The sequence below is a fragment of the Acetobacterium sp. genome, assembly GCF_039830195.1.
In the GTDB taxonomy this organism is placed as follows: domain Bacteria; phylum Bacillota; class Clostridia; order Eubacteriales; family Eubacteriaceae; genus Acetobacterium.
This window is the reverse complement of the sequence record NZ_JBDODG010000046.1, coordinates 268,362-289,272: the sequence shown is the minus strand read 5'-3', so window position 1 is coordinate 289,272 and position 20,911 is coordinate 268,362. Positions and strand designations below refer to the sequence as shown.

Annotated in this window: 21 protein-coding genes; 15 read left to right on the top strand and 6 right to left on the bottom strand. The window is 44.0% G+C overall.

Annotation, left to right across the window (positions count from 1 at the left end; all coding sequences use genetic code 11):
• Positions 1–150: 150 nt before the first annotated feature.
• Positions 151–333: a hypothetical protein gene (locus ABGU93_RS15915; RefSeq protein ID WP_347414379.1), complete on the bottom strand. Its 183-nt coding sequence runs from the start codon at positions 331–333 to the stop codon at positions 151–153.
• A gap of 51 nt (positions 334–384) precedes the next feature.
• On the bottom strand, positions 385–1,503 hold the full coding sequence (locus ABGU93_RS15910; RefSeq protein ID WP_347414378.1) for a transposase: 1,119 nt from the start codon (positions 1,501–1,503) through the stop codon (positions 385–387).
• 314 nt (positions 1,504–1,817) lie between these two features.
• Here ABGU93_RS15910 and ABGU93_RS15905 point away from each other — a divergent pair, with 314 nt between their 5' ends.
• The 7 genes from ABGU93_RS15905 (at position 1,818) to ABGU93_RS15875 (ending at position 7,147) form a co-directional block, all read left to right on the top strand.
• Positions 1,818–2,624 carry a methyltetrahydrofolate cobalamin methyltransferase gene (locus ABGU93_RS15905; protein WP_347414377.1) on the top strand — a complete coding sequence of 269 codons (807 nt, stop codon included), beginning with the start codon at positions 1,818–1,820 and terminating at the stop codon, positions 2,622–2,624.
• A gap of 65 nt (positions 2,625–2,689) precedes the next feature.
• Positions 2,690–3,319, top strand: a complete 630-nt coding sequence (locus ABGU93_RS15900) for a corrinoid protein (protein ID WP_347414376.1) — start codon at positions 2,690–2,692, stop codon at positions 3,317–3,319.
• A 53-nt stretch (positions 3,320–3,372) separates the two neighbouring features.
• On the top strand, positions 3,373–4,338 hold the full coding sequence (locus ABGU93_RS15895) for a uroporphyrinogen decarboxylase family protein (RefSeq protein WP_347414375.1): 966 nt from the start codon (positions 3,373–3,375) through the stop codon (positions 4,336–4,338).
• 168 nt (positions 4,339–4,506) lie between these two features.
• The gene (locus ABGU93_RS15890; protein WP_347414374.1) at positions 4,507–5,811 is read left to right on the top strand and encodes a PocR ligand-binding domain-containing protein; all 1,305 of its coding nucleotides are present in this window, start codon (positions 4,507–4,509) and stop codon (positions 5,809–5,811) included.
• A 10-nt stretch (positions 5,812–5,821) separates the two neighbouring features.
• Positions 5,822–6,481, top strand: a complete 660-nt coding sequence (locus ABGU93_RS15885; protein WP_347414373.1) for a cobalamin-dependent protein — start codon at positions 5,822–5,824, stop codon at positions 6,479–6,481.
• Between the two features lie 79 nt (positions 6,482–6,560).
• Positions 6,561–6,833 (top strand): type II toxin-antitoxin system prevent-host-death family antitoxin, encoded by a 273-nt coding sequence (locus tag ABGU93_RS15880; RefSeq protein ID WP_347414372.1) that lies wholly within the window; start codon positions 6,561–6,563, stop codon positions 6,831–6,833.
• 2 nt (positions 6,834–6,835) lie between these two features.
• Positions 6,836–7,147 carry a type II toxin-antitoxin system RelE/ParE family toxin gene (locus ABGU93_RS15875; RefSeq protein WP_347414371.1) on the top strand — a complete coding sequence of 104 codons (312 nt, stop codon included), beginning with the start codon at positions 6,836–6,838 and terminating at the stop codon, positions 7,145–7,147.
• A 51-nt stretch (positions 7,148–7,198) separates the two neighbouring features.
• Here the strand turns inward: ABGU93_RS15875 and ABGU93_RS15870 are convergent, their stop codons facing one another.
• Positions 7,199–8,728 (bottom strand): helix-turn-helix domain-containing protein, encoded by a 1,530-nt coding sequence (locus ABGU93_RS15870; protein ID WP_347414370.1) that lies wholly within the window; start codon positions 8,726–8,728, stop codon positions 7,199–7,201.
• Positions 8,729–8,863: 135 nt separating this feature from the next.
• Here ABGU93_RS15870 and ABGU93_RS15865 point away from each other — a divergent pair, with 135 nt between their 5' ends.
• The 7 genes from ABGU93_RS15865 (at position 8,864) to ABGU93_RS15835 (ending at position 15,489) form a co-directional block, all read left to right on the top strand.
• Positions 8,864–9,877, top strand: coding sequence for a uroporphyrinogen decarboxylase family protein (locus ABGU93_RS15865; protein ID WP_347414369.1), 1,014 nt, complete (start codon positions 8,864–8,866; stop codon positions 9,875–9,877).
• Positions 9,878–9,900: 23 nt separating this feature from the next.
• The gene (locus ABGU93_RS15860; RefSeq protein ID WP_347414368.1) at positions 9,901–10,530 is read left to right on the top strand and encodes a GTP-binding protein; all 630 of its coding nucleotides are present in this window, start codon (positions 9,901–9,903) and stop codon (positions 10,528–10,530) included.
• On the top strand, positions 10,514–10,912 hold the full coding sequence (locus tag ABGU93_RS15855) for a hypothetical protein (RefSeq protein WP_347414367.1): 399 nt from the start codon (positions 10,514–10,516) through the stop codon (positions 10,910–10,912). Before ABGU93_RS15860 ends, ABGU93_RS15855 begins: the two co-directional genes overlap by 17 nt.
• Before the next feature lie 25 nt (positions 10,913–10,937).
• Positions 10,938–11,735 (top strand): methyltetrahydrofolate cobalamin methyltransferase, encoded by a 798-nt coding sequence (locus tag ABGU93_RS15850; RefSeq protein WP_347414366.1) that lies wholly within the window; start codon positions 10,938–10,940, stop codon positions 11,733–11,735.
• An 82-nt stretch (positions 11,736–11,817) separates the two neighbouring features.
• Positions 11,818–12,444, top strand: coding sequence for a corrinoid protein (locus tag ABGU93_RS15845; RefSeq protein ID WP_347414365.1), 627 nt, complete (start codon positions 11,818–11,820; stop codon positions 12,442–12,444).
• Positions 12,445–12,503: 59 nt separating this feature from the next.
• Complete coding sequence (locus ABGU93_RS15840) at positions 12,504–12,707, top strand: hypothetical protein (RefSeq protein WP_322518874.1); 204 nt, start codon at positions 12,504–12,506, stop codon at positions 12,705–12,707.
• 400 nt (positions 12,708–13,107) lie between these two features.
• On the top strand, positions 13,108–15,489 hold the full coding sequence (locus ABGU93_RS15835) for a methyl-accepting chemotaxis protein (RefSeq protein WP_347414364.1): 2,382 nt from the start codon (positions 13,108–13,110) through the stop codon (positions 15,487–15,489).
• Positions 15,490–15,664: 175 nt separating this feature from the next.
• Here ABGU93_RS15835 and ABGU93_RS15830 read toward each other — a convergent pair whose 3' ends face one another.
• On the bottom strand, positions 15,665–16,996 hold the full coding sequence (locus ABGU93_RS15830) for an aminomethyl transferase family protein (protein ID WP_347414363.1): 1,332 nt from the start codon (positions 16,994–16,996) through the stop codon (positions 15,665–15,667).
• Between the two features lie 172 nt (positions 16,997–17,168).
• On the opposite strand from ABGU93_RS15830, the gene ABGU93_RS15825 reads away from it, so the two are divergent.
• On the top strand, positions 17,169–18,719 hold the full coding sequence (locus tag ABGU93_RS15825) for a helix-turn-helix domain-containing protein (RefSeq protein WP_347414362.1): 1,551 nt from the start codon (positions 17,169–17,171) through the stop codon (positions 18,717–18,719).
• Positions 18,720–18,982: 263 nt separating this feature from the next.
• Here the strand turns inward: ABGU93_RS15825 and ABGU93_RS15820 are convergent, their stop codons facing one another.
• Together ABGU93_RS15820 and ABGU93_RS15815 are read right to left on the bottom strand one after the other, a co-directional pair.
• Positions 18,983–19,465, bottom strand: coding sequence for a hypothetical protein (locus ABGU93_RS15820; RefSeq protein WP_347414361.1), 483 nt, complete (start codon positions 19,463–19,465; stop codon positions 18,983–18,985).
• Positions 19,466–19,542: 77 nt separating this feature from the next.
• Entirely contained in the window at positions 19,543–20,868 is a 1,326-nt protein-coding gene (locus ABGU93_RS15815) for a hypothetical protein (RefSeq protein ID WP_322518869.1), read from the bottom strand.
• Positions 20,869–20,911 lie beyond the last annotated feature (43 nt).

Sequence of the window (20,911 nt, the reverse complement as noted above, 5' to 3'; positions counted from 1 at the left end):
GTACGGTGGTGTGGGAGGTCGGCTGATCAATTAATGGTCAGCCTCCTACCCGATTTAATAGGAAATTACGCAAAACAAGAAAAAATAAAATAAACGGCCAAAAGGAAAAAAGGGTATAACAAAGAAAGCCTTCAAACGAATGAAAAAAGATCAGAAAAAGAGATCATCCTCAAAGAAAGCGTCATTAAAAAGATCATCATCTTCATGAAGAAAATAATCCATATCGAGCAGATCATCGACAGACATCTGGCGGATTTCATCCGGCGAAATGCCTTCAGGGGGATTTTGGATATAAATGTTTCGCAGCGCTTTTACATCGGCGGGTGATGTCATGGGAAACCTCCAGGTAAAAAAGATATCCCATTATAGCATAAAAAGGGTGAGTCAGGAAGAATCGAGATACTTCAGATAGTGATGGAAAAGCGCTGTATGGTGGTGATAGATTTCGAGAATATTCATGGTATGACCGCAGGAACAAAGAAGCGGGTCAAGGCCAAAAGAAAGTGCGATGGAATCACGCCAGCGATTGAAGGAACGGAGGATCTTACGTTTTCCGGGATGAATCGCATAGCGGAAGTAAGGCATCTGGGGGTGGTGTTTGGCATAAAGGCCATAATAGCGGATCATTTTAAAATGTTTGTCAGGAATATGGCGGATAAGCCGCTTGATAAAGTCCATGGCGGAAAGGGTTTCATGAACAAGAACGCCGTCTTCGTGGCGGTTGTAATGAAAGGTGACGGATTGGCCATCATAGGAGTCAATCCGGGAAGTGGCAATGACCGGTCGTCCCAGATAGCGTCCAATATAGTTGGCAACCTGATGGGGATTGCAGACATTGGGTTTGGCATAAACATAAAACCCCTTGGGGCAGAGTTTATAAATCAGGGATTTCATGGGATTAAAAGAAGGACCGAGACGGGCGGCCAGATGATCAAGCAGAGCCGTCCGGAAGGCAAAGCGGAGGAAGTTGAAATTGAAATGACTGACTTTGCGCCAGGGAGTCCTGTTGCCGGCAGCCCCTTCTGAAACAAGGACATGGATGTGAGGATTCCACTTGAGATCACGGCCAAAGGTGTGAAGGACAGCGATGAAACCGGGGGTGAAGTTTTCAGAGCGGTTCATTTTTGAAAAAAGGCGCAGAATGACATCCCTGACGGAATGGAAAAGATCAGAGAGCAGCGAGCGATCCTTCAAAAAGAAAATGCGTAATTGTTCAGGAATCGTAAAAACACAGTGGCGATGACGGCAGTTGAGCAGTTTAAAGGACATGGCGGTGGAGCGTTTCCGGGAATAGAGATTGCCGCAGGTGGGGCAGAAACGGCTTTTGCAGCGGAACGGTACAAATTTTAACTTGCCGCAATGACTGCAGCCGTATAAAGCAAAGCCGCGGGAAAAATCTCCGCAATGAACCATTTTATCAATATTTTCAACAACAACAAGTCGCAGTGTTAAGGTACGAATCAGGTCATAATAATCAGAAAAAATATGCTGTAAAATACTCATGTTTGAATTTTACACCAAATGAAAGATAAAGAAAACCCCAAAAACCCTCAAGATTGAGGGGCAGGGGTGTTGACGTGCCGTAGGCACTTTTTTATTGCCGGGAATATAGGAATAATCCTATATTCCCCTGAAACAATGTCGGGATTTTACTATTTGACAAAATGGCGGGATGATGTCCCGGAAAATAAGCGGGAATTTTCATAAAATGATGTGATTTCGTCCATATCTTCATCGTTTTCATTCGGATATAATGCAGATATTACAAAACGCTTGAAAAAGAGTGATCGTAAGATAAATAGATAGGAGAACAAAACATGATCATCATCGGAGAAAAAATCAACGGCGCCATTCCCGCCACGGCGAAAGCCATTGCGGCCCGGAATGCCGAGTATATCAGGCATTTGGCCCGGATTCAGACGGCGGCCGGGGTGGATTATATCGATGTCTGCGCCTCAGTGGAGAATAACGTCGAGTTGGAGACCATGAAGTGGCTGATTGACATCGTCCAGGAAGTCACCGAGACGCCGATTGCGGTGGATAGCCCCAACGAACAGACCTGCATTGCGGCCATGAAGTACTGCAACAAACCGGGGCTCTTTAACTCGGTTTCGATGGAAGGCAATAAGGTCGATGTCGGCTTTGCGGCCATTGCGGAGACCGGCTGGGAATGTGTGGCACTGCTTAACAGCGACAAGGGCATCCCCAAAACTGCCACCGACCGGTTGGAGGTCTTTGCCGATATTATGGCCAAAGCCAAAGCATACGGGATTGCGCCATCGCGACTACATATCGACCCACTGGTGGAAATGCTCTGTACCTCGGAAGAGGGAATCGCGGTGGTGACGGATGTGATCCGGGAAATCAAGAATCAATACCCGACCATCCACGTTACCGGGGCAATCAGCAACATTTCGTTTAATTTGCCGGCCCGCAAAACGGTTAATATGGGCTTTACTGTCATGGCGATGATGGCCGGGCTGGACAGTGCTATCCTTGATCCCACTGACCGGGATTTAATGGGGATCATCTTTGCCACCGAGGCCTTGATGGGTGACGACGAATATTGCGTCGAATATATCCGGGCTTACCGCCAGGGAATTCACGGTGCGGTAAAAAAATAACAGTTTAGGGTTAACGTGTTAATCACACATTTATATAAAATCGACTATAATAGGAGGAAGAAAACATGTCAAAAATTACAGAAGTCAAAGAATTGGTGGAAGCAGGGAAGTCCAAGAAGATCGGGGCAGCGGTCCAGGAAGCGTTGGATGCTGGTGGCCAGCCGGCGGAAATTCTCCAGGCCATGGTGGATTCAATGAGCGTGGTGGGGGATAAGTTCTCGGCCGGCGAAATTTTCGTTCCGGAAATGCTGATCGCGGCCAAAGCGATGTCCAAAGGGGTGGATGTGTTACGGCCCTTGATGGCCGGTGATAACGCCGCTTCATTGGGAACCTGCGTGATCGGAACGGTCGCTGGGGATCTTCATGATATCGGCAAAAATCTGGTTTCGATGATGATTGAAAGCGCCGGCTTTACGATGGTGGATCTGGGGGTGGATGTACCGGCTGAAAAATTTGTGGCAGCGGCCAGAGAAAATGACAATGTGACCTTAATCGCCTGCTCGGGACTTTTGACCACCACCATGCCCGCTTTAAAAGAAGCGGTTGCCACCATTAAAGCCAGTGGCCTGAGCGGCTGCAAGGTGATTGTCGGCGGCGCCCCGGTAACGCCGGAGTTTGCGGCGGAAATTGGGGCTGATGGCTATGCGGGTGATGCCGGATCGGCGGCGGTTAAGGCTAAAGAACTGGTTAAGTAAGAGCTAATTGCTAAGAACAAAAATATAGAACAAGAATAAGGGGAGGATACAAGATGAATCAGAGAGAGAATTTTTTTGCGATGATCGAGGGGAAGAAACCGGAGTTTATTCCAAATATCATGGAATTATATAAAATCTGTGTTGGCGGAGCTGATTGTGCTGATCAGCCAACAATGGGAGGCATAGACGTTTTTGGTGTCAATTGGATTTTGACAAAAGAAGGCGAAATGCCTGAGCCAAATAAATTTTTATTTGATGATATCGCCGACTGGAAAGAATATGTCAGTTTTCCAGATGTGAATACTTTGGGCATTGAACAAGCAGCCAAAATGGAACTGGAGGGTGTGAACCGGGACGAGGTGATTATCAATGTTTACAGTCCAACCGGATTATTTGAACGGCTGGCCGCTTTTATGGGCTTTGAAAATACGCTTTGTTCACTGGTTGAAGATCCAGATTCTTGTCGGGAATTTTTCGAAGCTTTTGCCGACTATAAAATTGCCTGCATGAATCGTTTTATTGATGCTTATCAGCCGGAGGTCATTACTTATCTAGATGATTTAGCGACTGCCAACGGACTATTTATGTCACCAAAAGTCTATCGTGAAGTCATCAAACCGGCTCATCAACGGATTATTGAGGCAGTGACGTCCAGAGGTGTAATATTTTGCCAGCACACCTGCGGAAAATGCGAAAAGATTATTGAAGATTACGTGGAAATGGGGGCAAAAATCTGGAGTTCGGCCCAGATCAGTAATGATCTGGAAGGAATCCAGGAAAAATACAAAGGTCGCCTGATTATCGAAGGCGGCTGGGATTCATCAGGACCAGCCAGCTATATTGGCGCTTCAACCGAAGCTGTCATTGACGAGGCTATCCGCTGCGCCAAACAGTATGGAAAATACGGCAATTTCATACTCTTTCCAACTTTGCTGAATGAAAATGGAAACTCACTATTTGTTGGTGATTCACGGATAGGCCCGATGCTTGAAGCCTGGCATGGAGTTGAAAAACTTTAAATAAAACAGGCAGCAATTACCGGACTTAAACCTTTAACAACACGGCGCTTCCAACCCGCTGTGTTGTTTTCATTTTTACAAAAAACAACGCTTTTATTTTAATATTGTTTTTAGAAAAATCATGCTATACTGATAAAAAATCACAGATTAAACTAAACAGGTGAAGCAATGAATCAATCCGAACCCCGGAAGCCCAATCAAAAACGCCTCAGCGACCTGGTCGACATCAAAACCCTCCAGGAAATTCTTGACGCCTTTACCACCACTACTGGCCTGATGGCCAATATTGTCGATGGCGAAGGGGTCTCAATCTTTCCGCGCAAGGGGATTAAGAAATGCTGTAAATTCTGTCGCATTATCTATAGTCTGGAAGGCGGCAAGAACCGCTGTCAGGCGGCTTATAAACGGGCCGGCAAGCAGGCGGCGCTGTTTGGCGAGCCCTATATTTTCCGCTGTCCCTCAGGTCTGATTGAGTGGGCGGCGCCGATTGTCTTAAATAGCGAGCATGTCGGCACGATTATCTGCGGCCAGGTGCTGATGTGGGAGCCGGAGGAATTTTTCTGGATTGAACTCAGGAAGATGAACCAGGCGATCACCGATGATTTTGAGGAATTATTTGAAGCGGTGGGGGAGCTGGCCATTGTTACCGGCAATCAGGTCCAGGCCTCAGCCTACCTGTTGTATGTAGTGGCCAACTATATTATGAAAGCCGGCTGGGAAAATTTTGAACAGTCCCGGGAGTTTGCCCGTCAGCGGACCCTCTATCATGCCGAAATTGAAAACCACAAAAGCCGGGAAGAACAAGCGGACAAAAGCGAAAGTCGGTCACTGATTGATGAGGATGAAATCATCATCCAGCTGCAGCAAAACCGCAAAAAAGCGAAAGCCTATCTGGAGGGGCTGATCTCCGGGCTGCGTTATGAAGCCCATCAGAATCTGGCGCCGATGCGAGCCAAAATGACCGAGCTGCTGGTGGTGCTGTCCCGGGCTGTCAATCGGATCGGGCCGGCGATGGCGCCGTTTCTGCAAATCAACGATCATGCCATCGGCCTAATCTATCAGACCACTTCGCAAGAAAACATCTCGGTCATCACGTCCAAAGCCGTGGATGCCTATCTGGAACAGCTTGAGGCGGCGGCAGTCAAACCAGAAAACCCCAATATCGCCCTGATGACTAACTATATCGAAAATCACTACCCGGACAACCTGACGGTGGAGGCCATCGCCGATGCCGCCTGTCTCAGCCCCGGTTATGCCGGCCGGATTTTCAAAGAGCAGCTGGGCATGCCGATCATGGATTATGTGTTAAAGGTTCGGATTGAAAAATCCAAGAAACTGCTGCTTAATCCGCATTATCAGATTCAAGCCATTGCCGAAAAGGTCGGCTATGGGGATGCCGGCTATTTCACCAAGGTGTTCCGTAAATTTGAAGGGATCACCCCGACCCAATTCCGGAAAATTCACAAACGATAAGGTGCCGAATATGGAAAAAGTATTAATCGAATTACAGCAGGCCATCGAAAACGGGGAAACCCAGATCGCCATGAATAAAACCAAGGAAGCCCTGAATTATGGCATCCGCACTGATAAGATTATCCAGACTGCGATCAACCCGGCTTTTAAGGATCTCGGTCAGAAAATGTTTGACGGCGAGATCTATGTCACCGATGTGCTGATGGCCTCCCGGGCCGCCCACGCAGCGATGTATGTGATGGAACCGATGCTGTCCCGTTCAACCGGCACCTCCAAAGGGATAGTGGCGATTGGCACGGTGGCCGGGGATCTCCACGATATCGGCAAAAACCTGGTCATCATGATGCTTCAGGGCAGCGGTTACACGGTCATTGATCTGGGTATTGATGTGCCGACGGAAACCTTTATTGCAGCCGTCCGGATGCATAAACCCGATGTGCTGGCCTTATCCTCGTTGCTGACCACCACCCTGCCGGAGCTGGACAATATGATCGAGGCCCTGGTGGAACAGGGGCTGCGCGCCCAGGTCAAGGTGATCATCGGCGGCGCCCCGGTGACGGCTGAATATGCCGGCCGGATCAAAGCCGATGCCTACGCCAACGACTTGTTTGAAGCGACGGAAGCAGTGGCGGATCTGGTTAAGAATCGGATTGGGAAGTATGCCGTGTAACGGGTTCAGGCAACCAATACCATTGATTAAATAGTCTAATTATGATATAATTTGACTATTATATACGGGAGGTTTAATTATGGGAATTATCAGACCATCAGCCGATTTAAGAAATCATTACAATGAAATTGCTAAGATTTGTCATGAAACGAGACAGCCGGTTTTTATTACGGTCAACGGTCGGGGCGATACAGCCGTACTCGATTTACAGACCTACCATCAGATGGAGTCGGAGCTTGAATTACTGAGAACTCTTGCCGAAGCAGACGAGGATGTTTTGCAGCAGCGGGTTGCCCCGGTTGAAGAGACCTTTGAAGGGATCCGCCAATCGCTGCTCGCCAGGAAAAAGTGATCATGAAGTACGCGATTAGCAGAACGGACAAATTCAACGATCAGCTTTATGAAATCATCAATTACATCGCCGATGATGCCGACGCAATTGATGCGGCGCTTGATTATCTTAAAAAAATTGAAAAAGCAGTGAAGATTCTGGAAGATTTCCCGCTGAGCGGAACCAGTCCCCGCTATCGCATTTTGAAAAAGCAGGGATATCGGGTTTTAATTGTTGAAAAGCACATCCTTTTTTACAAGGTAAATGAAGATAAGCGGCTGGTGATACTTTATGCCGTGGTCGATAGCAGAAGAGCATATTTAAATTTGATCTAGCATAAAAAAGGGTGGTCACTAATCAATTTATGGTTAGTGACCACCCTTTTTTCAGTTTGCAGCCAGCTGGATCAGTTCAAATGAAAGATCCAGGTGCAGCAGATCATTTTTATTTTTTAAGTCAGTTTGACCGATTTCTTTGATCCGTTCCAACCGGTAAACAATGGTGGCCCGGTGAATAAACAAGTCTTTGGCAGTCTGAACCGCATTAAGATTGTTTCCTAGAAAAATCCGCAGGGTTTTAACATAGTCGGTATGGTTTTTTTGATCATAATCCTGAAGCCGCATTAAAATCGGCGAAATCAGCAATTGGCCCGGTAATTCGGTGGTGATCTGATCGAGCATATAGGGGAGTACCGCGTCACAGAATTTATGGATCGCTTTCGTGGGATCGTTGCGGGTGCCGATTTCCAAGGCGATTTCGGCCTCGAGAAAATACTCTTTCAGTTGGCTCAAGCCAACCGCGTAATTGCTGTAGCCCACTCTAAAATTACCTTCTTTGACTAGCCGATTAAATTTCTTGAAATACTCGTCCCGGGACCCGTCAAGGTGATCCAGGTTAATGATGACCAGGATACTCTGGTTGTGTGAAAAGGCAAAGGTCTGCCTAAAATCCTGCATGATCACATTGCAGAAATAGGTTGCAGTGGTGTGATAAATATCCTGACTGCTGGGCTTGATATGGACGACGCAATAACGATTGGTTTGCGACCAACCCATTTGTTTCAATTCCTTTTCAAAAGCCGTCTGGTTATAAGCATTTCCAATCATAATATTTTGAAGCAGGGTCGCCAATTGACTATTCTTAGTGCGATGAAAGGTGACAAGATAGTCAGGATCCTGAACCAACTGACGCGATAAATAATCTAAAATTTGGGAATCGCTGTCGTTGAAGGGTTTGACGGTTTCGGGCACAATGATCCGAAAAAGAAAGGTATCATTGAGAAAAATGTTTTTACAAAGGGTCCGAAAAGGCAATACCTCGGAAGGATAGATAAAAACATTTTTTTCGTTCTTTATTTTTTTGTAGACCGCATCGTTTTTAAATAAATTGACCTGCTCGATGGGGATCCGTCCTGATGCGTCAAGATGTAAATTCGGAGAGTCATAGAGTGCATGCATCGCTGAATGGGCAATCATATAAAAGTCGCCATTCATGATAAACATGCCGTTTCCAAAAATTGGTTCGGATATATCCGCCAGATACTGTAGGGAGTTTTTCTCGCGAATACAGCGCTGCAGCTTTAAATCCCAGGTAACATAAATATCGTAAATTTCATGAATGGCATTGCTTAGTTCAAAGATGTCGGTAGCATCGGTAATTACCAGCAGATCCAGCGCATCATTATAATAGCTGGGAGGGGGATCACCAATGGAGATTAAGGCCGAACCCGGCATAAAGGTCAGGTCAGACGGCAGTTTTTCGGCCATGGTTATATATAATATGTGGGAAGCTAAACAGGCTCCACCGGCATAAAAAACCGGATGGGGTAAATGCAATAAAGATCCACTTACACCAATGTTGTCATCTTTTACAAGAGCAGCCAGTTTTTCTTTCAATAGCGTTAAAGACAGATTCATCGCTGTTCACCTCATTATACACAGTGTATAGGTTATAACAAGAAAAGTCAATCAGCTTGTATAATTTACAGTTTCGTAAATTTATCGTAAGATTTAAATATCAATATTAGCAAAAATTTTAGGAGGACTATTGATATGGCACTTACACCGAAAGAAAACTATTTAAATGCAATCAATCACCAAGAAACTGAATGGACCCCGGTACACCTTGCCGACTGTGGCGTGCTGGGATTTGGCGCCCTGCCAGGACCCTGGATTGAAAAAGGACCGCTGGGCGGTGGCTATGATGGCTTTGGTATTCGTTGGATTACCCCAGCTTCTGGCGGTGGCGCCCCGATCCCAGCCCCCAACGAACATATTATGGATGCCGATACCATCATCGACTGGAAAAACATCGTCAAATTTCCTGATCTGGAAGCCGTCGACTGGCAGGATATGGTGGATGCGGAACTAAGCATGATGCCCGTTGACCGAAATGTGCAAGCCATTGAATTTGGTTGTGGCAATGGTGTGTTTGAGCGACTAGCGGCCTTGATGGGTTTTGAGGAAGCCCTGATGGCACTGGCCGAAGAACCAGAAGCCTGTAATGAATTAATGACCGCCATTACCGATTACAAGATTGAGTTTGCCAAAAAAGTAAAACAATATTACAATCCGGATCTATTTACCAATTACGATGACATTGCCACTGAACGCGGTCTGTTTATGTCACCAAGTAGCTATCGTGAACTGATTAAACCCCATCACAAACGGCTTAACGACGCCGTCAGAGAATTGGGGATGATCCCGGTACAGCACACCTGCGGTTACTGCGAACCCCTGATTGAAGATATCATCGAAACCGGAGCTGCTGTCTGGACTTCCGTTCAGCCGACCAATGATATTGTCGGGATGCAGAAAAAATATGGCGATAAAATTGTCTTGATGGGTGGCTTTGACACCAACGGTGCCCCCGGCGCTGCCGATGCGACCCTGGAAACCCGAATCGCCGAAGTGCACCGCTGCTTTGATGAATATGGCCAACAACCAGGCTTTATCTTTTTCGGACATGTGTTGGTTAATAGTTTAGATCCCGCCGAAATGGGTGCGCAAATGATGCCTATTATTCAGGAAGCGGTTCGTTATAGTCATCAACTGGCAACAAAATAGCAGTACCAGAAAAGGAAACCATTGTGAAGATATTAATTCTCGGGGGCTTTTTAGGCTCCGGTAAAACCAGCGTCTTGCTGCAACTGGCAGAATATCTCGTCAGTCTTGAAAAAGAGTATCATTCTGAAGTAAAAGTTGCGATTGTGGAAAATGAAATTGGTGCCATCGGAATTGATGATAAAGTTCTAAAGAAGGCCGGATTTATTGTTAACAATCTCTTTAGTGGATGTGCCTGCTGCTCTCTCACCGGAGAACTGGTTGCCAGTATTAAAAAAATCCAGACCGAACTTGATCCCCAATGGCTGATCATTGAAGCCACTGGGGTTGCTTATCCAGGCAGTATCAGAAAAGTAATTTTAGATGAGGTGGGTATTGACGCCACAATCCTGATCATCGCTGATGCCAAACGCTGGCAACGATTGGTTAACGCCATGGAATTGTTGGTAACCGGACAGCTGGAGGACACTTCGATCGTATTACTGAATAAAGTGGATCTGATCAGCAGTGCCGAACTTAAACAAGTTGAGCACAGCATATTAAACTATAATCAAACCGCGGAAGTCATTCCAATATCCGCAAAAGCGGTAATTCAAGAAGACATATTGAAAAAAATAGTCAATCAAGCGGAGGATTTATATGATAACAAAGCATGACCACGCTGAATCCTGTAACCATCACCATCACGCTGGTCACCATCATCATGGGATTGAATCTCACATGCATGATGATGCATTGGTATGCTCCGGGAAGCGGGATATTATTGGAGATTTGGAAACCATAAAACAAAATTTGGCAGATGAAATTGAAATCCTGGCCAGGTGGATACAGGAAATGAGCGGGATTATCGGTCATGTCAAGGCTTTGGTTGAATGCGATTCCCCGGCAACCATGATCTCAACCACTGGGGTCGATATAACAGTCAAAGAAATGGTAGGATCAACCGTTCAGATAAGTATTGTTGCAATTGTATTCAATACGAATGCACAAAGCCTGGAATGCCGTATCTTATCATTATTTGACGCTTTACAGAAATAAACAGATTTGTAAGAGGAGAAAGAAAATGATTATTATTGGCGAAAAGATTAATGGTGCCATTCCCTCAACCGGGAAGGCCATTGCGGCAAAGGATGCCGAATTTATCCGGAACCTGGCCATTAAGCAGGCCGAAGCCGGGGCGAATTTCATTGACGTCTGTGCCTCAGTGGATGATGACATCGAACTGGAAACGATGAAATGGTTGATCGACATTGTTCAGGATGCCACCGACGTACCGATTGCGGTGGACAGCCCCAATGTTTATACCTGTATTGAATCGATGAAATACTGCCACAAACCGGGACTGTTTAACTCGGTATCACTGGAAGGCGGTAAGGTTGATGTGGCTTTCAAAGTACTGGCCGAGACCAAATGGGAATGCGTGGCCTTATTAAATAGTGACAAGGGCATCCCGAAAACCGCCAAAGATCGTCTGGACGTTTTCACCGATCTGATGGCAAAATGCAAAGAATACAAGATCGACCCCTCCCGCATGCATATTGATCCCTTGATTGAAATGCTTTGTACCTCTGAAGATGGCATCGCCATGGTGACCGAAGTGATCCGGGAAATTAAAAAACAATATCCAACCATTCATGTGACCGGTGCCGTCAGCAATATTTCCTTCAACCTGCCAGCTCGACGGATTGCAAATCAGGCCTTTGCCGTACTAGCCATGAGTGCCGGGATGGACAGCTTTATCCTCGATCCGCTGAACAAGGATATGATGGGGATGCTGTTTGCTACCGAAGCGATGAGGGGTGAAGACGAATATTGTATGGAATACATCAGCGCCTTCCGGGAAGGTATTTTTATAAAATAGTAACATTTTAGCTTGGACCATGCACATGTTCCGGGCAGATTAATAAAAACAAGAGTTTAAATTTAAATCAAAGGAGAAAAATATGTCAAAAATAGCAGAAGTAAAAGTTTTGGTCGAAACGGGTAAATCAAAGAAGGTGGCCGCTGCGGTTCAGGAAGCCCTGGATGCCGGCGAAAAAGCCCAGGATATTCTGGATGCGATGATCGCTTCCATGGGTGTGGTTGGCGATAAATTCTCTTCCGGCGAAATCTTTGTCCCCGAAATGCTGATTGCTGCCAAAGCGATGTCCAAAGGCGTGGAAGTGTTAAAACCAGTGATGTCTGGTGATGTATCCAACTCTTTAGGAACCTGTATCATCGGAACGGTTGCTGGGGATCTCCACGATATCGGTAAAAATCTGGTCACAATGATGATCGAAAGTGCTGGATTCGACATGGTGGATCTGGGTGTCGATGTCCCAGCCGTCCGATTTGTGGAAGCAGTAAAAGAAAATGATAACGTCGTCCTGGTTGCCTGTTCAGGTCTGTTGACCACTACCATGCCAGCCTTAAAAGAAGCGGTTCAAACCGTTAAAGCAGCTTTACCGGATATGAAAGTCCTTGTCGGCGGTGCCCCGGTTACTCAGGCTTATGCCGACGAAATTGGCGCCGATGGTTATGCCTCGGATGCTGGCAGTGCCGCTGTTAAAGCAAAAGAACTGGTTGCCTAAAAAAATGGAAATAAGCTTAAAAAAAGCGACAAAGAAATGATGAAAGGTGGTAATTTAGGATGAGGGATGCTGTAATAACCGGTATTACCGGAGGACTGATGGGTTGTCTGATCAGTTTTTTGATCAATTATTTCCTGATGCCAATCCCGGAAACGGTTCTGGCTAATGCGATTGGAAACGGAATAAGTGGACTGTTCAGCGGATTTTTGGCTGGCTATATTGGACTTTATATGTATATGAAAAAAAATAAAGAGAAAGCGTAGTATCATCAGAAAACTGGATTCAAATCGCGGCCGATATTGTACCAAAGAAATCGGCTGTGATAAAGACGTTGAGGCGAAGAATTATTTTAAAAATTTTGAAAAAATGAGAAAACTAAAACAACGATTGGCGTATGTTATAAACAATTCGGAAAAAAGGCATGGGTTTTAGCTCAATTGACTAAAGATAACAAGATCTGGTTTTTCAACCAGGTCTTTTCTTGGTTACTATTATTCTTGAAAAGGTTTGTTTTTAAAAATTGATGTTTAAAACTCTATAAAAGCTGGCAGCGAACCATTAGAGATAGGATGAATGTCGTAATATTGGGGGAAGGAATTTAGACCTGGTAAAATGAGGCAGACTGGTCTGTTCAACAGATCAAGTTGATGAAAGGAAATGAAAATGGATGATGTAAGGTCAAAATACGGTAGTAATCACCAAAAAAACTATAAAACTGGTATGGCTGGAAAAATAGCACTGCTGGTGATTGTCTTCGTGGTTATTGGTATTGTGATTACTGGGATGGCCGCTTATCTAGGGGTTAGCAAGGTGTTAACGACGGCACTCGCAGAAGAAAAATTGGCACAAGCGTTGCATTCCCTGGGACTGACAGTCGGGTTGGTTGCGTTGGCAACCGTTGTAATAAGTGTTCCGGTGGCAATTATTTGGGGTAGAATATTGATGAAACCCGTCATCCGGTTAAACGAGGCATTCGCTCATATGGCTGATGGAGAAATTGAATTTGATGACCAGTTATTCAGTGATTTAAAAATGAGACCAAAAGATGAAATCGGTCAGATGATGACATCTTTCACGACGATGAAGGAAAGTCGACGACAGTTAGTTGAAGCGGCTGAAGCCTTGGCCAAAGGAGATCTGACTGTTGAAATCAAACCGAGTTCTCAACAGGATCGGATGGCCGATGCACTTATTGATATGGTAGATCAACTTAATCTACTTTACAAGGAAATAGAAAAGGCTGGATATGAAGTCGCTTATTTTGGGCATTTTGATTACAAGGGTGATCCGGAGGTTTTAGCTGGTTCCTACCAGGATTTTGTTTCAGGGATCAATCAGGTTATGGAAGGTCTTATTCAACCGCTTCGAAATGCCAGTCGATGCATCAATCAGATTGGTGCCGGCGTAATTCCTGAAAAAATCACTGAAAATTACAATGGCGATTTCAATATTCTAAAAGACAGCATTAATGCTTGTATTGATGGACTGGGTGCTCTAACTGCAGGCAATGAGGTGCTTGATCACATTGATCGAAATGATTTCTCCAGAAAAATTGCAGGAAATTATAGTGGACTTTATGGATCGATTGCTGGATCAATCAATCGGGCGGTGGATCAGTTTAATCGAATTATTATGATAGTTGATAGTATCGCACAGGGTGAATTTACTTATCTTGACGAATTGAAGGAGATGGGAAAACTCAGTGATGCTGATACCTTGACGCCGAGTCTGATCGAGATGATCGAGACGATTCAGCGCCTGGTTGAAGAAACAAGAAAAATGACACAAAGTGCGGTTGCCGGGGATTTAAGCAATCGCGGTGATCCGGATCGTTTTAAAGGTGGTTATGCCAAAGTCATCAACGGCTTTAATCAGACTCTGGACGCTGTTATCGCTCCGATCAATGAAGCGTCTGAAGTTATGACAGCACTGTCAAAAGGAAATCTGCAGGTAGAGATGACAGGGGATTACGCTGGGGATCATGCAGAAATTAAAACAGCCTTAAATAAGACTACGTATTTTTTGAAACAGGTTGTTGGTGAAATCACGATGGTTTTAATAAACATGCAAAAGGGTGAGCTGAATCAGGAAATTACAGCCTACTATCATGGTGATTTTTTCGAAATAAAAAAAGCCATAAATGATATCACGACTCAGCTCAGCAGTACGCTTTCAGAAATTAATGCGGCAGCAGAACAAGTCGAAAATGGTGCCCGGCAAATTTCCAGTGGTGGTCAGGGGTTGTCTCAAGGGGCAACCGAGCAGGCCAGTGCCATTGAGGAATTGACAGCATCCATTGAAGAAGTGGCAGAAAAGACGAAAAAGAATGCCATCAGTGCCAATCAGGCTAGTGAACTTACCCTGTCCGTTCAAGAAAATGCCCAGTTGGGCAATGGTCAGATGAAGAAAATGATGGCAGCCATGGATGAAATAAATAACTCATCCAAGAATATTTCGAGAATCATTAAAGTTATTGATGACATTGCGTTTCAGACCAATATCCTTGCGCTCAATGCAGCGGTCGAAGCTGCCAGAGCTGGACAGCATGGCAAAGGTTTTGCTGTGGTGGCAGAAGAAGTACGAACTCTGGCAGCCCGGAGTGCCGAAGCCGCTAAGGAAACCACCGGTCTAATTGAAGGTTCAATAAATAAGGTAGTGATGGGTAACACCATTGCGGATGAGACAGCAATTAGCTTACAGACGATTCTCGAAAAAATTGAGGAAGTCACCGGAATTGTCAGTAAAATTGCCGAGGGTTCCAATGAACAGGCATCAGCGATCGCCGAAATCACTCAGGGAATTGAACAGGTCTCCGTGGTGGTACAAACCAATTCTGCTACTGCCGAACAAAGTGCCGCCGCTAGTGAAGAACTATCCGGGCAAGCAGAAATGCTTAAGCAGATGATTGGGGCATTTAAGCTGAAGGATCTGCAAAAGATTGGCAAAGAATCAGGAAAGATTGAAGTTTCAGCGCACTACAATTTAGAACAGCGACAGAGTGTACCAGAGATTATTCTGGATGAGGCTGGAACAGACAAATACTGAATAATTTAGATTTTCAGCTGATAATAATTCTAAAATAGTGTCAATAATCTCCTGAAATCCTACCAAACGTTGTGAATCTTCTGAATGACCAGATCAGGAAAGATGTGGTGTGAATAAAAAGAGCACCCCTGTTCCTCATAATAAGAACAGGGGTGGTTTTATGGGCTAAGCATTATTATTTTCTTCGGGGAATTTTTTCGACATCAAATGTTTCATTTCGGAATTCGGCATTAAAATAAGGGAAACGAGCGACTTTAGCCCGGATCTTTTTTTGCGGCGTACCGGGGGATCCCCAAAGAACAACCACAACGGTTCCTTCTTTGGCATATTTCTGATCGATGGAGGCCAGTGAAATCATCCGCTGTTCATAGAATGAGTAGGTTTTTCCGGTGGCGACACCGATTTTTTGATCGTCCACTAAAACATAATCGCCGCGAATGGCTGCACCTTGAGAAGCATCAGAAAGGCCGGAAATATGCTCGATCTGTTCATAGGGTTCAACGTCAGTTCCTCTAAACTGGGAGGCAAAGACATCGGCCACATCATCCGCATTCCATTCTAATGTTACCATGGTACGTGATGGTTTTTGTGCAATTTCCATCAATGCTTCTTTTCCGATAAAATCGTCCTTGTTAAAACTGATCAGTTTTTCCCAGCCTAAATCATAGGGGGTAGAGTAGAAGTTTTCGTTGTTGTCGGAGGCACTGCCCGCAAAGGGAGCATTTAAGCCACCAATTTTTTCGGCAAATTCTGCCAGGCCGACACCACTTGACTGAAATGGATACCAAAAATGCTGGAATTGATTGGGATAACCGGCTGGGGTGTGTTGAATTTGCACATAGTTGCGGGCACCCTGAAGTTTACCGCCATACTTAAACAGCACTTCGCGAAGCTTTTTGTATGCCATTTCGGCATTTTTAGCAGCACCATGTACTTCGTATGCTAAAGCGCCGGTCATGCCAAGACGATAGACAATCATGTCAGTACCACAAATTTTTACTTTCTTATTTTGTCCAAATTTCAGATCGTGTAAATCGGATTCAGTTGCTTCTTCGAGAATTTCCAGCGATTTTGGTCCGTCAAGTTGGTAAAAATATTCATCATTTAAGTATTCGCCTTTTACATCAAGACCACTCGTCATCAGAAAATATTGGATTGCCGGAGCTAACCAATAGGTACGATAGTCGCCATTTTCTTTTTTAAGAATGACACCGCTGGCTAAAAGTTGTCCCTTATCATTACAGATCAGACCATGTCGTGAGCCGCCTGGTTTCATCAGATTGAAATCACGGTTGACACAGACTTTATTGAGAAATTTCTCAGCATCTTTACCCGAAATATCATAAATGGGGCTGCTGTTCAGAAACACACCTAAAGAAGCCGTGGTGCGGGTAGCCATAAATTCGTCCCTGGGGCCAGTAAATTCATAAGGTAGAATGTTTCCGCCAAAGTCTTTCCAGAAGGTGAAAGCACCTTCCATAATTGCACTATCAAGATTAAACTTCATTTTTATACCTCCGCTATTACAAGATTTTTTTATAATTATTTTCGAAAATGCGCATTTCGATTATTAGGTTTATCATAACAAATTGTTTTTTACAAAGCACTGTGCAATAATGTAGATAATTATTTTTTCCGTTGTGCACTTTATCAAATTCAAAGTTTGAGGTGAAAGTCAGATGAAATTGAATCTTCACATCATTGGGGATGCATTAGCCATCGAAAAATCAAAAATAATTTCCGACAGCAACATTGAGATGGAACTGGTAAATGTCCGGTTGCTACCGGATGATCCCAGGCAGTGTGGTGATCAATATCTTTATCTGATCGATCATCAGCTGTCGGAAGCTTATTTACAAATTGAGAAGCTGTCTTTAATTATTTTAAATGACAACGGTGCAGATTTGAAAATCAACCATTCCTGGAACGTTATTTTGATGGCAAAAAATGAGCAGCTCTGGGATGTTTTTGAAAAAGTGCAGGGCATTTTCGATGATTTCAATCGGTGGCATGAAGCATTGACCGATGCAATTCTGAATCGACAGCCCATTCAGCAATTGCTGGATCTTTCGGCTCAGGTATTAAATAATCCGATAGCTTTATTAGATATATCCTTTATTATGATTGCCAAATCAGGAAATTTTCCGGATCGGTTTAACGATCCGATTTGGGAATCGGTACTGTACAAAGGCTATGGTGCGGTGGAAAACATTCCGCAACAATACCGTAATTTATCTGATTTAACCATTAAAGAGCGAAAACCCGTTTTGGTTCCCCCTTTAAGCGATGACCATCAAAAACGTATTATTTGTGCGACCCTCGTTCAGAATCAGGTTCCTTTTGCTAATCTGGCCATGACAAATCTGGTCAGCGAATTTACGGTTGGACAGCATTCACTGGTATACCATATTCAACAGCTTTTGGAGATTTCACTGCAGCTGCCCAAACCTGATCAGAATGTCAACAATGACATTTGTTATCTCATTTCACAGTTAATACAGAAAAAGTATGTCGATCCTGATCTCGTCAAACATTTTTTTGCCGCACGGAAGTGGGATGAAGATGATGCCTTTTTTTGTGTAGTGTTTGACCTGAACAGTGATTTAACGTTGACGGAGTACAATCATCTGGTTTATCTCAAACATCTACGCGAAGCCCTGCCCCATGCCTATACCTTGTTTGTGGACAATCGCATTGTTTCGATCTGTCTCTGTAAATATGGGATGGCGTTTCCGGCAACAATTGCTCAGATGATTTCGCCGAAACTCACAAAACTGGCGCTTTGTGCTAGCGTCAGTTTAAAACAACCCAGTTATGAATTTTTGGCGGCAGCCATGCATCAGGCCGAAATGGCTTTGCAGCTCGGTCGCAAAAAGACGATGGATCAGCAGATTTATACGTTTAAAGAAGTTTACGCCGAGTACATCATCCAGGTTTTAAGCAAAGACCAGGATGCCTATTCATTGTGTCATCCGATCGTCCAGAAAATCGTAAAAAATCATGATCAATGGTCTCTGGAACTCATCCACACTTTATGGATTTATCTCCAAAATGGAAAGCGGATTTCGCAGACCGCCGATAAACTGTTTATTCACCGTAATACTTTGGTTAATCGTCTGCAATCAATTGAAAAGATTCTGGAGATCGATTTTGAAACCATAGATGATGAGGATCTGGATATGCTGTTGATCTCCTGTTTTATTGTAAAAACCAAGCATCGTTTGCTGTAAAACCTAAATTTCTTTGCGTATTCGCTTGATCAGAAAAAAGAAAGTGTCAGCAAAAATTATTCCCAATCATCAAAATTTATTGACGTGATTTGCTGAATTTTCTGTATCCATATAAAAAAGAAGATCACAATCAGCAAGATTTTGAAGTCTATCTTTCTTAACCACAAAAAAAAGGGCTTTTGCAAAATTGCGAATATGCACTGGTGCAAAAGCCCCTTTCGGTTATCAGACATGGTTTTCAAGCTTAGAGTAAAAATTGATCGTTATGCTGTTTCTTGGTTAGTTTCGGCAGTTATACCGGCACATTTCATCGAAAGTTTCATAATTAAACCGCTGAAAACCATAAGTAGGATCAGACCAATAAAAAAGAATGGTAAGAAAAGTGCATAGGAGTTTGGAAGAACTGCTGAAATCGGTTCTCCCATGAGAACACTGCCCATAAAAATGGTCAGAGCTGGACACATAAACAATAAAATCAGGATAAGAAGTACGGTATTCATGATGAGGTTAAATAAAAAGGTACCTGGTTTTGAGAGTTTACCGGCTACTATAGCACCAATTTTGACGATGGGAATGATAAGGCCGATTACAAAGCCTGCCATGACACCGACCAGCGCGGAAATGGGGAAGCTTGCCCAGTCGACGGCTCCAGTTGTAATCAAACCGCCAATAATTGTGAAGGTTATACCGAAAATAATAGAATTAAATAGGTTGTTATATAGATTAACTTTAGTTTCAAGTTTCATGAAATTTACCTTTCAGCGATTATTAAATTCCGTGGGGTTTTATTAAATTTTTACCCCACGGCTGAATAACCAGATCTTTAATCAAAAATCGGGCGTGGAATGGTTTCAGTATCAAAATTTTCATTTCTATTTTCTTTGATATACGGGAACAAGGTGACGGTTACACGAACCCGAACCTGGTTGCTTTCCGGGTTACCCCAGAGTACTTCGACCACCTGTCCTTCGATCGCATAGTCTGAATTGATCGAACCAATAGATATCATATCTCTTGTTTTGGGTGAAAGCATGCGACCAGACGAAGCTCCAATCATCTTTTCTCCGTCATATACTGCATCAATATGCATGCCAGCATTATTACGGACATAGTCGTAATCGCAAGCCAAATCCATGGTATCATATTGCTTCTCCGGATCCATGGAACCAGCCATTACTTTTAACACATCTTCCTTATTCCAGATAAGATGAACAGCCGTGTTATGGGGCCCTTCCAGCTCTTTTTTTAATGCTTCTTTACCAGGAAAATCATGGTTGAATTTTACGAGTTTTTCCCAGCCAAGATCAACTGGACTTCGAAAAAGAAGTTCAGAATCTCTAGGAAGACTACCTGATAAAGCGACCGGATCCATTGGGGTGGCAAAATGTTCGGCAATTTGCGGAATACTCCCTTCACAGTGGGCGTTGACATAAGCTAAACGACCAAGTCTCTGTATCCCATATTTTTCGCCGACTTCTAGTAACTTATTATAAACTTCGTGGGCATCTTTAGTTTTACCATGAACTTCATAACCCAGGGTTCCCGCCATCCCTGTTCGGAGAATAAATACCTCTTTACCAGCAATTTTAGCATCAGCAGTATGCATGAATTTTAAATCATGAAGATCCTGTCGTGCTGCTTCCTCAACTATTTGTAAGGATTTCGGTCCACACATCTGATAAAAGAAATTGGAATCTCCGATATACTCGGTAGTGATCTTGAATTGATTGCCCAGCTGAGTGTTAAACATGGCAGGATCCGGTAAGCAGGCACAAATAAAGTCTTCTTCTGAACGGCGGATGATGATCCCATCTATTATAATCTTGCCCTGATCATTGCACAGAATGGTATGACGGGCTTTTCCTATCGGGAAATTACGAAAGGTATTAACGCTGACCGCTTCCATCAGGTCCAGAAATTCTTTCCCTTTTACCGCGAATTGCAGAAATGGATTTAAACCGGCATGGATATAGCAGGTATCATGCCAACTCAATTCCTCAATCTCCCATTTATCATAGGCAAAAGGATGTAACGGCCAAGTGCCATCGGTCATGGGATGCCATAATCCTTCAGGTGCGACCATTACTTTTACTTCCGGTACATTGTTGGGAATATGTGGAACAAATTTTAAAGTGTTTTGGGAATTCATCAAAAATACCTCTTTCTTTATAAGATGAAATTATAATAACTTA